This is a genomic window from Fictibacillus sp. 18YEL24, from assembly GCF_015903855.1.
GTDB classification, from domain to species: Bacteria; Bacillota; Bacilli; order Bacillales; family Fictibacillaceae; genus Fictibacillus; species Fictibacillus phosphorivorans_C.
In genome coordinates this window covers 443,509-457,327 of the sequence record NZ_JACZDT010000001.1, presented here as the reverse complement: position 1 = coordinate 457,327, position 13,819 = coordinate 443,509, and the positions used below count along the sequence as shown (strand labels likewise).

The window sequence follows — 13,819 nt, the reverse complement described above, 5'->3', positions numbered from 1 at the left end:
ACTAGGAGGTTGGCTATCATGGAGAATTGTGTATATTTTAAAGATACCTTTTTCTCATCAGGAAAAACTGACATATTCAATGGCGAGCAACAGAAACTTGGAGTCCTAGATCTAAAAAGCGCATTTTCATCAGGAGTAAGTATAGAGGATGAATCCGGAAGGGTAATCGTGGAAGGTAGCTTTCCTTTTTTATCAGGAAAGTGGGTCGTTAAACAACCTGATGGCAAGGAACTCGGCATGGTAAAATCCTCATTTGCGTTATTTTCTAAAAAATATCGTTATATGACAAATGAACAAAATTATGAAATTGAAGCTCCTGCTTTTTCAAAAGAGTATATCCTTGTAGATGAGAATAAGGCGGAAGTGGCGACGTTTAAAAAAGTGAATGGATTTTTCCAAGCTTCTGCTTATGAGTTAAAACATAACTCGAATCATTTATTAACAGAAGAGCTGATTGCTGTAGTTATGGGTGTAAATGCGATCGAAAAACGCAACTCATCATCTGCAAGTGCTGGTGTGGGAAGCTCTGGTAGCTGAAATTAATCAATAAAAGAAGCTTTTTACTCAATGGGAGGAGAAAGTTGAGGGAAAGCTTCTTTTTATTGAGTCATGTCCATTTGAGATGGAAATTGCAAATGAATGTGCGCACGAAACATACAAGTGAAATTGTTAAACCGTATATCCACGGTAATTCCAAATAATTTCACGGTAAATGGCAATATATTCACGTATAAGCTAGAAAATTTCACGGATAAAATAATATATCCGATTTTCGACAAATCTAAATTCGCCGCCTAACACCTCACTAACGCCATATATGTCCCTAGATACCATGCTACTCCGTAATCCCTGCCTGTATAATTTCCACATTCACTTTAACGTTGATTGGAATATCTGGATATTGATCGTCCCAATGTTTGAAATCAAATCCTCGTGTTCTGATTCTCGCCAGATCGCCTAATCCAATCGTATCTACCTTTGCTTTTTGTAACTTCTTGACGATTTTATTGATCCGTTTATTCATTGCGTTTTCTGTAGCGCGCTCAAGCTGCTCGATAAGAGATGGATCACTAACAGGGATTTTGGGTGCTTCACTTACGCGTCCTTTTACATGAACAAAAATGTCTACTGATGGCGATCGTTTTACGTCTTTGAATCGATATTCTACTTTAGACTTCAGATTTTGAATGGTGAAAAATTGATTATTTTTAAATTTCACTTCATAGATACCTTTTTCGAAGGGTTCCATGAGAAGCTTTAAAAGAAATGAATCTTCAAGTTTCAGCTGCCCAACCATTTTATCGTCTTTTAATAGAGCTGTTCCTACTACTCTAATTCGATCTCCTTGTTTCTCTATGAGTGGCAAGTTTGGATCCATCCCTTTTCCGTAATATCTATACAAAAAATCATGTATGTTTGACTTTGGTATGTTTGCTTTCATATTTTGATCTAAAAGCTGAAGCAGATACTTAGATGGCGTTTCACTAAGAGGATACTGCTGCTTTAATAATGTTTTCGTACTTCCATTAACGATGGCCATATAAAGATCGCGACCTAAGGAAGGGTCACGCTGAAGTGTGTCGACTAGATCATAAATTCCTTTTTCAGCTAACCGATCATTATAAAGAGCAATTTCTAATCGTCCGATTTCAAAAGGTTTAGGAGATTCAGCTTGTTCCAACGCTCTTGCCATCTTGCTCGTATTTGTGGTTGCTGTAAACACTTGTGAAATTGGAGGTATATCTTCTCCTCGCTGAGGAATAGCTACCATCCCGTTCAACTCTACTTGGTTGTTTGATTTATAATCGTAACCAACTGCTGAGACGAGCTGAACATCTTCTAAGATTTTTTTACTCGGAAAGCAGCCAGATAATAGGATTAAAGTGAAAATGATGAGCAACTTTTTCTTAGCCATTTTTTGTTTTCCTCACTTTTCCTGAAATCAGCTGGATAACAAATAAAAACGGAATATATGCATACAGAATATAAAATCCAATCTGAGAAACTTTTGTATTCAGTATGTCTACTTGTTGGCGGTCAACGACTAAGATGCAACATATAAAAATAACGAGAATCATTGTACGTAACGCACTTTTTTGCTTGATCTTATATAAACGGTGAATTCCGCGGCTAACTGACCACAAACCTATACAGAGGTTAGGCAGTATCACAAAAAGCCATAGCGCGATGCCTGCATACTCAAATCTCTGTGCGAAAGGGAGGTCAACAATTTTCCACAATGTTAAAGTCGCCCAAATTGTATGTTGAAGCTGTTCTTGATTAAAATAGACAAAGGACACAAAAACAGTGATAAGGTAAGTAAACATCGTGAATAGATTTCCAAAATGAGCCCACTTCTGTGATTTTTCTGGTTGTTTTAAAAAGGGCATGTATAGCAAAATGAGTTCTAACCCTAAATAATCAAGGGTGACTCCTCTTGTTGCAGCCATCAGTTCGCTAAAGGAATGATCTAAAATGGGTAAAAGATTAGTATAATGCGCGTTTTTTAACGCGTAATATTTTAGTAAAAATAAAGGAAGAGAGATAAAAAAGCCTAAAACGGATAGACCTGCAACAACCCTGATTCCTCCTATTACGTAGGAATATGCCAAGCCCAGCAGAATAATGGAAATTATCGGTGTACCTAGTTCAGGAAACACCCAGATTTGAATCACTTCAATATACGTCCTAAGTACTGTTAGAATCGTTGAACTAAAATAAATCAAGAGAAGAAAGCTTAACGCACCGCCGATCCATCTACCGAATAAGTTTCTGTGTACCCCAATGATATCAGCGTTCTCTTTCGTAAGGAGACGATAGATCATCCAGATCAACACATTAAATGAAAGACCTCCAATGATTACAGAAATCCATGCATCATGTCCTGCTGATTTAGCGATATAACGCTCGAACCCCAGAATACCTACTCCAATCTGCATCGTTGTGACCATATAAAAAGCCATGTAAGGTGATATCTGTTTGTTTACACTGATCTGAGACATACATACCCCTCATTTTTTAGTCCTCTATGTCATGCTTTGCTGTTGCTCGTTTTTTATTCATTCTTGCCTTATCTTGTGGTCTTAATAATGACGGACGGCTATTTTGCATACTGAACGGCATTCGTATTAGTGCATCTTTTAAGTCATTTGCACGAAGTGGGTATAAGGGTGCGATGTAAGGTCTTCCGAGAGAAGTAAGCTTTAATAGATGTGAAACAATAAATGCAAAACAGATCGCAACACCAAGTAGACCTAAGAACTGTGCAAATAATAAAAAGGGAAAGCGAAGTAAACGAATCGTGTTACTCATCTGATACACAGGTGTTGTAAAAGAAGCGAGTGCGGCTAGAGCTACAATAATCAACAGAACGTTACTTGTTAAACCAGCTTGAACCGCTGCCGTTCCGATAACGATACCTCCAACGATACCGATCGTTTGGCCGACTTTAGATGGTAATCTCGCACCAGCTTCACGAAGTAATTCAATCGAAAGCTCTAGTACGATAGCTTCTAATATAGGCGGGAACGGAATATCGTTACGTGAAGCCACAAGTGTAGCTAGAAGGTTTTCTGGAATCATCTCATAATGAAACGTTAAAACAGCTACATAAAGCGGCGAAGATAACACAGAGAACATAACCGCCATCAATCTGATCAATCGAATAACAGAAGCGAGCGTCCAATTGAGAAAATAATCTTCAAATGCCGAAAAGAACTCTACGATCGTTGTTGGACCAGTCAATGCATGTGGTGATCCGTCAGCCATAATCGCCACTTTTCCTTCAGATAGAACACTCGCCACTCGATCTGGTCGTTCTGTATCGATGAGCTGTGGAAAAGGAGAGTTCTCGTTGTCTGAAATCATTTGATTGATATAAGAACTATCTACGACATGGTCGTATTCGATATCGTTAACACGCTGAATAGCGGTATTCACATTTTCTTCATCAGCGATTCCGTCGATGTAGATAATTGCTACTCTCGTTTTTGAAAGTTTTCCAACCCTAACTTCTTTTACTGTAAATTCTGGAATGGGAAGTCGTTTGCGAATTAAATTTAGGTTGGTATCTAATGATTCAACGAATGCTTCCTTTGGGCCAACAACGCTAAATTCAGTTTCAGGAATCGAGATCTGTCTGTTTTCAGTTGATAGACTCGGAACGAGCAAACCTTCAGGGTCGTCTTTGTTCATTTGAATGAGAATGAAGCCTGCTGTTACTTTGTTCGCGATGTCATGAACATCATTCGTTTTGACCATTCCATCTAACGGTAGATGCTTCTGAATATCGTCTAAGTTTTTTAGAGGGATTTCTGTTATATACGGTAATAAATCACGATGAACAAATTCAGGATTTACAAGGGTTTTATAATAAGAGATATAAAATGTGCTGAGTGATGATTGCTTAACGGTAGAAAAGTCAGCGGAAGCCGTTAACTTTTTCATAAGCTCTGGGAATGTCAATGAACCTTTTGTAGAAACGCTATTTGATTCTTGTTGTTTTTTCTTTTTCTTCTTAAAAAATATCATTGATATCACCCGTTCGTTATTACGTCGTGAACTACTACATTTGTTTAGCATTTCCTAGGTACATAAATATATTCTGTTAGGCGGAATGTGCCGTTATGGTATATAACATTGACAACCATTAACAATTAGCCTATGATTATCATTAAATTAATAACCAAACTCTTATTAAGAGCAGGCGGAGGGAATTAGCCCTATGAAGCCCGGCAACCATCGGATGAACTTTTTTTTGACCGAAACGGTGCTAAATCTAACAGCAGTTATTGCTGAGAGATGAGAGAACGAACGGATACTATGTATAAAGCCGTGTTCTCTAAATGAACACGGTTTTTTTTCGTCTATGATGCTTGATAAGTGAATTTCAATTAAGAAAAAAGGAGTGGGTGATATGGTTACGTCGGATTGTATATCGTGGAAAGGGAGAAAATTGGCTTACACCATTCATTTTCCTAAATGGAACGTTGAAGGTGAAAAGAAGTTCCCTTTGATCATCATTTGCCACGGTTTTACGAGTACACGAATTGGAGTAGACCGTCTGTTTGTAAAAACAGCTCAAGCACTTGTTAAACTTGGGTTTGCTGTACTGAGGTTTGATTATGCTGGCTGCGGTGAGAGTGAAGGGGAATATGGAGATAATGAGTTTGCTTGTTTTATTGATCAGACGAAGAAAGTGATTTCTTTTGGGAGCAGACTCCCAAATGTTGATCAAAATGCAATAACCTTAATCGGACATAGTTTAGGTGGTGCAGTAGCAGTTTGCACTGTAACAGATGATAAGCGAGTTCGTAATGTAATTACTTGGTCTGCTGTAGGAAATCCATTTGGAGATATTAAAGAAATAGTTGGCTATAATGGAGAGCACCCCGTGATCGATCATTTAGGGTATGCGATAACCGAAGAATTTTTACTTTCACTTCAAGCATATTCTCCCTTTGAAGACATCAAACAGTTTCGCGGAAACGCACTGTTTGTCCATGGCACAGATGATCCGGTAATATCTTCAAGTTATTGCTCTCAGTACTTTGAAAAATCAAGAAAAAGAAACAAAGGCGAGAGCTCAATAGTGCTGATAGAAGGTGCTAATCACACATATTCTTCTATTGACCACTTCGATAAACTTATTTCTGCCACTTCAGAATGGTTATTGAAGAATGTACATGTTTCTGTTCAGAATAATTTGAAAAAAAGTGTTTGACATTTCTTTGAATACCTGTAATAATACAAAGTAATTTGATAGGAATACTCTTATTGAGAGCAGGTGGAGGGAATTAGCCCTATGAAGCCCGGCAACCATTCATGTTGAATAGTCAATATGAAAACGGTGCTAAATCTAACAGTGGTCACACTGAGAGATGAGAGGATGATCGGAAACTTTTTTCGAGAAGCCTTCTGTCTCTTTTATGAGAACAGGAGGCTTTTTTTGTACCACCTCTTACAAGAGCTTTTATCAAAGAATATATAGAAACTAATGGATAGGGGATCAGAATATGAAAAGAATCATCCAAGTATTATTCGCAAGTTTGGCAGTATTCGTATTAGCAGCTTGTGGCTCATCTACAAGTGGTGGAGAAAAAACAGAAAAGCTTGTGGTTGGAGCATCAAACGTACCGCATGCTGAAATTTTGGAGCAAGCGAAGCCACTTTTAGAGGATAAAGGTATAGAATTAGAAATCGTTAAATTCCAGGACTACATCTTACCGAACAAGTCACTTTACGAAAAAGAAATAGATGCGAACTATTTTCAACATATTCCATATTTAACTCAGCAAGTAAAAGATAACCCAAAATACAAGTTTGAGAATGCTGGTGCTGTTCACTTAGAGCCGATGGGCGTTTATTCGAAGAGACATAAATCATTAAAAGACATTCCAGATGGAGGGAAGATAATCTTAAGCAACTCAATTGCTGAGCACGGGCGTATCCTCTCAATCTTTGAAGCAGAAGGACTAATCAAACTAAAAGAAGGAAAAGGCTACGAAGCTCAGATAAGCGATATTATAGAAAATCCGAAAAACTTAGAGTTTGTAGCAGACATCGATCCAGGTCTATTAACGAAAGCGTACGAGAACGATGAAGGCGATGCGATTGTAATCAATACAAACTATGCAATTGATGCAGATTTGAATCCGAAGAAAGACTCAATCGCATTGGAAGGATCTGATTCACCATTTGCGAATATCATCACGGTTCGTGAAGGTGACAAAGATAAAAAGTCGATTAAGACATTATTAGAAGTACTTCATTCAAAAGAAATTACCGACTTTATTGATAAAGAGTACAAAGGTTCAGTGTTAGCTGTAAAAGAGTGAGTGTTATAACGCTGTCTAGATGATCGGGCTCATCTAGACAGCTTTTCTTATGAATAGAGGGTTTTGTAGAAAGTTTTGGGAGTCTCTTTTTATTAATTAAGTCTAAAATTGAAAAATTAAGTCTTACATAAGAAAATTAGGTCGTACTGGACATTAATTAAGTCGAACTAGACATGAATTAAGTCTAGATTCAAAAATAAAGGCTGTTCGACAAATCCGACTTCAACAAAACCCATCAAAGCGCGATATGATATGATGAAGACGGACAAATTCAGCTTACACAACATTTTATTAAGCGGGTGGAAAAGGAAAATGGCAATTGATTTTTGGTCACCTGTCAAATTATCACTCGGCATAGCGGTGACAGCTTCTTTGATCGTGATTCTTGCAGGGATTTTCTTTGGTAGGATCATGGCTCATAAAAAGTTCAAAGGGAAGACTTTCGTTGAAACAATTTTCTTACTTCCGCTTGTACTACCCCCGACGGTTGTAGGTTTCTTGTTGATCGTTCTATTCGGTCGAAATGGTCCAGGGGGACAGCTAGTAGAGTGGCTCTTTAACCAACCAATCATGTTTACATGGTGGGCAGCCGTTATTGCGTCTGCGGTTGTCGCATTTCCACTCATGTATCAATCCGCAAAAGCGGGGTTTGAATCGATCGACGCAGATATTGAAAACGCAGCGCGAGTTGATGGGGCAAACGAGTGGGATGTATTGCGGAAAATTTCTGTACCACTTTCTGTTAGGGCCATCACATCTGGTGCTATTCTAAGTTTTGCTCGCGCATTAGGTGAGTTTGGTGCAACACTTATGTTTGCTGGTAACATACCTGGAAAAACGCAGACAATATCCACTGCTATCTATATTGCGATAGAATCAGGAAATATGGAGCTTGCTTGGATGTGGGTATGTAGTGTTATCGGTATCTCATTTTTAATGCTCATTGCTGTTAATCGTATAAGGGCTTAATATGAGGAGGGAACCCAACTGGGTTCTTTTTTACTTTTACATAATAAAAACCGTGTGAGCATTATAAGACTCACACGGTTTTTCATTAAAATTCGTTTCTTATTAAAATTAGCTGACTTCTTGTTGATACTCTTGTGCTTTAATAGGATTGAATTTACCTTCCCATTTGGACATCACAACAGCAGCTAACGAGTTTCCTACTACGTTTACAGCTGTCCGCGCCATATCGAGGATTCGATCGATACCCGCAATGAACGCAAGACCTTCTAATGGAATTCCAACTGTACCAAGTGTTGCTAAAAGAACGACGAATGAAACACCTGGAACGCCTGCGATCCCTTTTGATGTTACCATCAATACGAGTAATAGCGAGATCTGTTCTGCAATTGTTATTTCAATCCCGTACATTTGCGCGATAAATAGTGCTGCAATGGCTTGATAGAGAGTGGATCCGTCTAGGTTGAACGAGTAACCAGTAGGAATGACGAAAGAAGTAATGGCTTTTGGACACCCGAACTTTTCCATCTTTTCCATGATTTTTGGTAATACTGTTTCTGAACTAGCTGTTGAGTAGGCTAAGATCAGTTCGTCTTTCAATATTTTGATCAACGTAAATATATTTACCTTGACCATCGCTGCAACGCCACCTAAAACGACGATGACAAAGAAGAACATTGCCCCATAGACGACTAGAACGAGTTTACTTAAAGGTACGAGTGATTCAATACCAAACTTAGAAACAGTAACACCGATTAGTGCGAATACACCGAATGGAGCAAGCTTCATGATTTGATTGGTAATATAGAACATAGCGTCAGCTGTTCCTTGGAAAAAGGCCAATACTGGTTTACCTTTTTCACCGATCGCTGCAATTCCAAGTCCGAATAGTACGGAGAAGAAGATGATTGCCAACATATCTCCTTCAGCTAATGATTCGAAAAGGTTAGTGGGTACTATGTTTAAGAAAGTTTCTGCAAAGCCGTGACTTTCAACAGATTCTGTTGTCTCCACATAGCTCGAAATATCACCTTTTGTTAACGATTTCATATCCACTCCTGCTCCAGGTTGGAATATGTTTGCGATGAATAGACCAATTACGATTGCCAAAGTTGTTATAATTTCAAAATACAAAATCGTTTTTCCACCGAGACGTCCTAGTTGTTTGATGTCACCGACACTCGCTACACCAACGATAAGACTTGAAACAACAATAGGTACAACGATCATTTTAATCAATCGAATAAAGATATCACCGATCGGTTGTAAATATCCTTGAACCGTTTCATTTCCATAAAACAGTGCACCGATTAGAATACCGAATGCTAGTCCTATTAAAATCTGCCACGCAAGACTAATTCGTATTTTTTTCACATTAAGTCACCTTCTTCTTGATGTTAGTAATCTGAGTTGCCACATAAAAGACATTTTAGCGAGTAAAAGGAATGGTTGTCAAAGCAAAAAAATGGCAATGAATAAAGGATGGAACGAAGAAGAAGATACTCATTTTAATTTAATAGAAATGTTTGAAAATTTTAATGTTTACAAAAATAATAAATGCTTGTAAAATTACAAAAGCGTTATTCGACTTTAATCGACATTTATTGGAGGCCTTATGAACTTATTTAGAAAAAAATTATTAACTACTAATCAAAGCAGTGACCAATCTTTAAATCGTGTTCTTGGTGCAGTCGACCTTACGATGCTCGGAGTAGGGGCCATCATTGGAACGGGGGTCTTTGTACTGACTGGGGTCGCAGCTGCAAAATATGCGGGTCCAGCTCTAATTCTATCATTTATAATTGCAGGGCTTGCTTGCGTTTTTGCGGCACTTTGTTATTCCGAATTCGCATCTATGATTCCACAATCGGGTAGTGCTTACACTTACAGTTATGTAGCATTCGGAGAGATTTTTGCTTGGATTCTAGGCTGGGATCTCGTACTGGAATATGGGCTCGCTTCATCAGCTGTAGCGAGTGGATGGTCAGGGTATTTTCAAAGCCTTTTAACCGGCTTTGGAATACATCTTCCAACAGCTATAACAAGTGCTTTTGATCCTTCAAAAGGAACTTATATTGATTTACCTGCAGTTATGATAATTTTGCTCGTCACACTTCTTCTATCAAGAGGTGTAAAAGAATCAGCCAAATTTAATTCCATTATGGTTATTGTGAAAGTTGCTGTCATTCTCTTATTCATCGCTGTAGGCGTTTGGTATGTAGAACCTGCTAACTGGGAGCCGTTTGTTCCTTTTGGATTCTCGGGTGTAGTGACAGGGGCTGCAGTAGTTGTTTTTGCATATTTTGGTTTTGATGCAGTATCTACAGCTGCAGAGGAAGTAAAGAACCCACAACGAAACTTACCAATCGGTATTATCTCTGCATTGGCAATCTGTACAGTCATCTATATAGTAGTTTCACTCATTCTCACTGGAATTGTTCCTTATAACATGCTTAATGTAAAAGATCCTGTAGCTTTTGCTCTGCAATTTATCGGTCAAGATTGGGCAGCAGGTTTTATCTCATTGGGTGCAATTGTAGGTATTACAACGGTGTTAATTGTTATGATGTTCGGTCAGACTAGATTGTTTTATGCAATGAGCCGTGATGGGCTTCTTCCAAGTAAACTGTCCGCGGTACATCCAAGAACGAAAGTACCACTTCCGAGTACATGGACAACTGGATTGCTTGTGGCCTTATTTGCTGGATTCGTTCCATTAGACAAACTTGCAGAACTTACGAGTATTGGTACTTTGTTTGCTTTTGCAACAGTATCTTTAGGAGTTGCCGTTCTTAGAAAAACTCGGCCTGACATCGAACGAGGCTTTAAAACCCCTTGGGTTCCATTGATTCCAGCCTTAGCCATTATTTTCTGTGTTTATCTTATGCTTCAACTCTCAGCATTCACTTGGAAAGGCTTCGTCGTTTGGCTTGTGATCGGACTTGTTCTTTATTTTAGTTACGGTTATCGTCACAGCCGCTTAAACACAACGAAATAGAAAGAGATTGATAGTGAGAAAAGCTGCCTTTAATAAGGTGGCTTTTTCACTTTACTTCAGAAACGCGTTGTTTCGTGTTATACTTTTAGTAGGAAAAAAGAAAGGGGGGAGTAAGAAATTGCGGAGAATATCTTTATTGGCTTTATTGTATGTATTTGCGTTTACATCACTTTTTCCTAACTACAATATGGAAAATCTTTTTTCGCCGCCTCAAAATGACGTTTATGAACTATCCTCAGCGTCGATCGATGAATCAACGATCATTGGCGAATATCCAACCAAAAGTAAGAAGTTAAAAAAATCCGTAAAAGCTGTTTATACGGATAACCAAATACCGTTTGAAGAATCACATGATGATTATGTATTCCCATCATACAGCCAAGTGAACAACAAGATTGTACGTCTTACCCCCTATCAATTTCAATCGAATTACCTCTGACAATCATAACAATCCCAAAACTTTTAAAAAGCCTTCAAAGTAAGGTTTATTTAGCAAAACCATATTATTTATAGCACGTTTCGAAAAAACATGTTTCCGGACGTTTCTTTGTCGTGCTTAAAAAACAAACAAAGGGAGATAGTTATGATCGTTAAAGAAACTGAATTACCTGGAATCGGCAGAAAGTTTGAAGTGGAGATCGCGAATAGGGATAAAGTCGTCGTCATTGTTCATGATGATGGAAGAAGAGAGATCTATCATTTTGACAAACATGATTATGAAGAAAGTCTATCTTCGGTTACGTTAAGTGATACCGAAGCTAGACAGTTTGCTGCTATTATCGGCGGAATGATCTATCGGCCAAAAGCACTTGAAACGATTGAAATGGCATTTGATGAACTCATGATTGAGTGGTATCGTGTTGATTCTAATGCGTTTGCAGTTGGAAAAACGATCGGAGAGTTAGATATACGTCAAAAATACGAAGTGTCTGTTATAGCGATCATCAAAGGAAATGAGAAAGTATTGAACCCTGGTCCAGAAACGATGATTGATTCTGGAGATATGCTAGTTATTTCAGGCGAAAGACCTGGTGTTAAACGAATCATTAAGGAGATGTTTTCAGCTGAGGTGAGCAGTGAATGACAAATCACCTTGTACTAGAAGTTGGTACAGCTCTAATCATCATCGCGCTTGCTGCTTTACTCGCTAATAAATTAAACTTCTCCATCATTCCGTTTCTCATCATATTTGGTATGATTGTAGGTCCGCATGCCCCTGTTATTGGCGTTCTGGATTTTACGTTTATTAACAGCAACGAGATCATTACCTTCTTTGGTAGGATAGGTGTCTTGTTCCTGCTTTTCTATCTTGGTTTAGAGTTTTCGGTCGGTAAGTTAGTTCGCTCTGGAAAAAACATCGCTGTTGGGGGAAGTATCTACATCCTCATAAACTTCACATTAGGATTGGTTTATGCCTATATCATGGGTTTTCCTCTATTAGAGGTTCTGATCATAGCTGGAATTATCACCATTTCTTCTAGTGCGATCGTCGCAAAGATCATCGTTGATCTGCGGCGTACTGCGAATCCTGAAACAGAACTGATCCTCGGAATCATCATGTTCGAAGATATATTCTTGGCCGTTTATCTATCTATCATTTCAGGGTTAGTGTTAGGAGATGCGACTTCTGTTCTAGGCGTGACTAAATCCATATTCATTGCATTTGGATATATGATTTTGTTCTTTGTTATTGCGAGAACGTGTACGAAGCATTTAAATAGACTCCTTAATATCACATCGAACGAAATTTTCATTATCGTGATTTTCGCCTCGTTGTTCTTTATCGCAGGATTTTCAGAAACAATCCATGTAGCAGAAGCGATTGGTGCTCTTCTGTTAGGACTTGTGTTTTCTGAAACTGAACATAGTGAACGTATTGAGAAGATGGTTATACCGTTCCGAGATTTCTTTGGAGCGATTTTCTTTTTCAGCTTTGGTTTAAGTATAGATCCGTTTACGCTAGGTGGAGCCGTATGGCTAGCACTTGGAGCTGTTCTGATCACGATCATCGGAAACTTTGTAGCAGGTATGATCGCTGGGAGAAAGGCTGGACTGTCTCATAAAGCTTCGTCCAACATCGGACTGACGATTGTTTCAAGAGGAGAATTCTCAATCATCGTAGCTAACATTGGTATGGCAGGTGGTTTGGCATCTGTACTAAAACCATTCTCAGCACTATATGTTTTGATCTTGGCGATACTTGGTCCGTTGCTTACAAAAGAGTCAAAGAAAATTTATGGTGCATTAAATAGGATCTTCAAATGGAAGAAAGAAGAAAAGCCTAATCTTCAAAAGAAAGCAAATTGAGTATGTATGAAGAGAAAACACAGCGTCTCTATCAAGAGAGCTGTGTTTTCTTTCGTATCATACACAAATGAAATACTTAATCGCCTTTTCCAATAGTTACAGCGAACTTACTATGAGTTAAATAGTTTAATCGTATGGATTTTTCTTTAAAGTAAACTTTGTAATGTTTCGCTGTAATATTTAAATGAGATACTTTAACTTTCTTATGATGTATCGTTATAGAAGAAATATAATCGATACCATTCTTAGAACTGTCATACGTTAAGGATGAAGGGATGCCTTCTACTACGTTGAAGTTTCTAGCTTCATAGTCATCAATGTCTTCGTATAACTGAAACGTGGTGTGTGCAAAAGCAATTGATACTGCACTTGAGCCAAAGATTACAAGTGGAATAAGAATTCGTTCTAATATATTCTTCATTCTTGAATAACACGCGACTATGCCCATCAAAAGTGATAGCAGTGACATGGATAAAAACATGAAAAGCTCAGACAAAACAAGGTGATCTTGAAACGCTGTCGAAGATAAAAATAATAAACTAAAAGCAGAGAATAGCAGAATCACTAAAAGTAAGATGAGAGGAAATGTACTCGGAGTTTTAAAGCTCCTGGATCCTGTGATTCTTTTCTTTTTTTTATTACTCATAATCATCCTCTCCTTTATAAAATGTATTCAATAAAGCTAAACCACTATTCATTAGAGTGAAATTCC

At 38.1% G+C, this 13,819-nt stretch carries 13 protein-coding genes and 2 riboswitches; of the genes, 8 read left to right on the top strand and 5 right to left on the bottom strand.

The window, feature by feature from the left end:
* Nucleotides 1-18 precede the first annotated feature (18 nt).
* Entirely contained in the window at nucleotides 19-537 is a 519-nt protein-coding gene (locus HU823_RS02285; RefSeq protein WP_197220993.1) for a hypothetical protein, read from the top strand.
* Between the two features lie 298 nt (nucleotides 538-835).
* Here the strand turns inward: HU823_RS02285 and HU823_RS02280 are convergent, their stop codons facing one another.
* Genes HU823_RS02280 through HU823_RS02270 form a run of 3 tightly spaced genes read right to left on the bottom strand, consistent with a single transcriptional unit; the run spans nucleotide 836 to nucleotide 4,530 of the window.
* Nucleotides 836-1,915 (bottom strand): Ger(x)C family spore germination protein, encoded by a 1,080-nt coding sequence (locus HU823_RS02280; protein ID WP_197220992.1) that lies wholly within the window; start codon nucleotides 1,913-1,915, stop codon nucleotides 836-838.
* Nucleotides 1,908-3,002, bottom strand: a complete 1,095-nt coding sequence (locus HU823_RS02275) for a GerAB/ArcD/ProY family transporter (protein WP_144699874.1) — start codon at nucleotides 3,000-3,002, stop codon at nucleotides 1,908-1,910. Before HU823_RS02275 ends, HU823_RS02280 begins: the two co-directional genes overlap by 8 nt.
* A gap of 16 nt (nucleotides 3,003-3,018) precedes the next feature.
* Nucleotides 3,019-4,530 (bottom strand): spore germination protein, encoded by a 1,512-nt coding sequence (locus HU823_RS02270; protein ID WP_144699876.1) that lies wholly within the window; start codon nucleotides 4,528-4,530, stop codon nucleotides 3,019-3,021.
* A 159-nt stretch (nucleotides 4,531-4,689) separates the two neighbouring features.
* Nucleotides 4,690-4,807: riboswitch (SAM riboswitch) on the top strand.
* Nucleotides 4,808-4,915: 108 nt separating this feature from the next.
* Between HU823_RS02270 and HU823_RS02265 the strand changes: the two genes are divergently transcribed.
* The 3 genes from HU823_RS02265 to modB all read left to right on the top strand — a co-directional run bounded on the left by HU823_RS02265 (nucleotide 4,916) and on the right by modB (nucleotide 7,805).
* Nucleotides 4,916-5,722 (top strand): alpha/beta hydrolase, encoded by an 807-nt coding sequence (locus HU823_RS02265; RefSeq protein ID WP_197220991.1) that lies wholly within the window; start codon nucleotides 4,916-4,918, stop codon nucleotides 5,720-5,722.
* A 47-nt stretch (nucleotides 5,723-5,769) separates the two neighbouring features.
* A riboswitch (SAM riboswitch) is annotated at nucleotides 5,770-5,886 on the top strand.
* A gap of 128 nt (nucleotides 5,887-6,014) precedes the next feature.
* Nucleotides 6,015-6,836: a MetQ/NlpA family ABC transporter substrate-binding protein gene (locus HU823_RS02260; RefSeq protein WP_197220990.1), complete on the top strand. Its 822-nt coding sequence runs from the start codon at nucleotides 6,015-6,017 to the stop codon at nucleotides 6,834-6,836.
* 312 nt (nucleotides 6,837-7,148) lie between these two features.
* Nucleotides 7,149-7,805, top strand: a complete 657-nt coding sequence (gene modB, locus HU823_RS02255; protein ID WP_197220989.1) for a molybdate ABC transporter permease subunit — start codon at nucleotides 7,149-7,151, stop codon at nucleotides 7,803-7,805.
* 108 nt (nucleotides 7,806-7,913) lie between these two features.
* Here modB and HU823_RS02250 read toward each other — a convergent pair whose 3' ends face one another.
* Nucleotides 7,914-9,167: a cation:dicarboxylate symporter family transporter gene (locus HU823_RS02250; protein WP_370630035.1), complete on the bottom strand. Its 1,254-nt coding sequence runs from the start codon at nucleotides 9,165-9,167 to the stop codon at nucleotides 7,914-7,916.
* Nucleotides 9,168-9,417: 250 nt separating this feature from the next.
* On the opposite strand from HU823_RS02250, the gene HU823_RS02245 reads away from it, so the two are divergent.
* The 4 genes from HU823_RS02245 (at nucleotide 9,418) to HU823_RS02230 (ending at nucleotide 13,107) form a co-directional block, all read left to right on the top strand.
* The gene (locus HU823_RS02245) at nucleotides 9,418-10,800 is read left to right on the top strand and encodes an amino acid permease (protein WP_197220988.1); all 1,383 of its coding nucleotides are present in this window, start codon (nucleotides 9,418-9,420) and stop codon (nucleotides 10,798-10,800) included.
* 118 nt (nucleotides 10,801-10,918) lie between these two features.
* On the top strand, nucleotides 10,919-11,239 hold the full coding sequence (locus HU823_RS02240) for a hypothetical protein (protein WP_197220987.1): 321 nt from the start codon (nucleotides 10,919-10,921) through the stop codon (nucleotides 11,237-11,239).
* A 144-nt stretch (nucleotides 11,240-11,383) separates the two neighbouring features.
* Nucleotides 11,384-11,884 (top strand): cation:proton antiporter regulatory subunit, encoded by a 501-nt coding sequence (locus HU823_RS02235; RefSeq protein WP_197220986.1) that lies wholly within the window; start codon nucleotides 11,384-11,386, stop codon nucleotides 11,882-11,884.
* Complete coding sequence (locus tag HU823_RS02230) at nucleotides 11,881-13,107, top strand: cation:proton antiporter (RefSeq protein ID WP_197220985.1); 1,227 nt, start codon at nucleotides 11,881-11,883, stop codon at nucleotides 13,105-13,107. Before HU823_RS02235 ends, HU823_RS02230 begins: the two co-directional genes overlap by 4 nt.
* Before the next feature lie 76 nt (nucleotides 13,108-13,183).
* Here HU823_RS02230 and HU823_RS02225 read toward each other — a convergent pair whose 3' ends face one another.
* The gene (locus HU823_RS02225) at nucleotides 13,184-13,753 is read right to left on the bottom strand and encodes a hypothetical protein (RefSeq protein ID WP_197220984.1); all 570 of its coding nucleotides are present in this window, start codon (nucleotides 13,751-13,753) and stop codon (nucleotides 13,184-13,186) included.
* Between the last annotated feature and the right edge of the window lie 66 nt (nucleotides 13,754-13,819).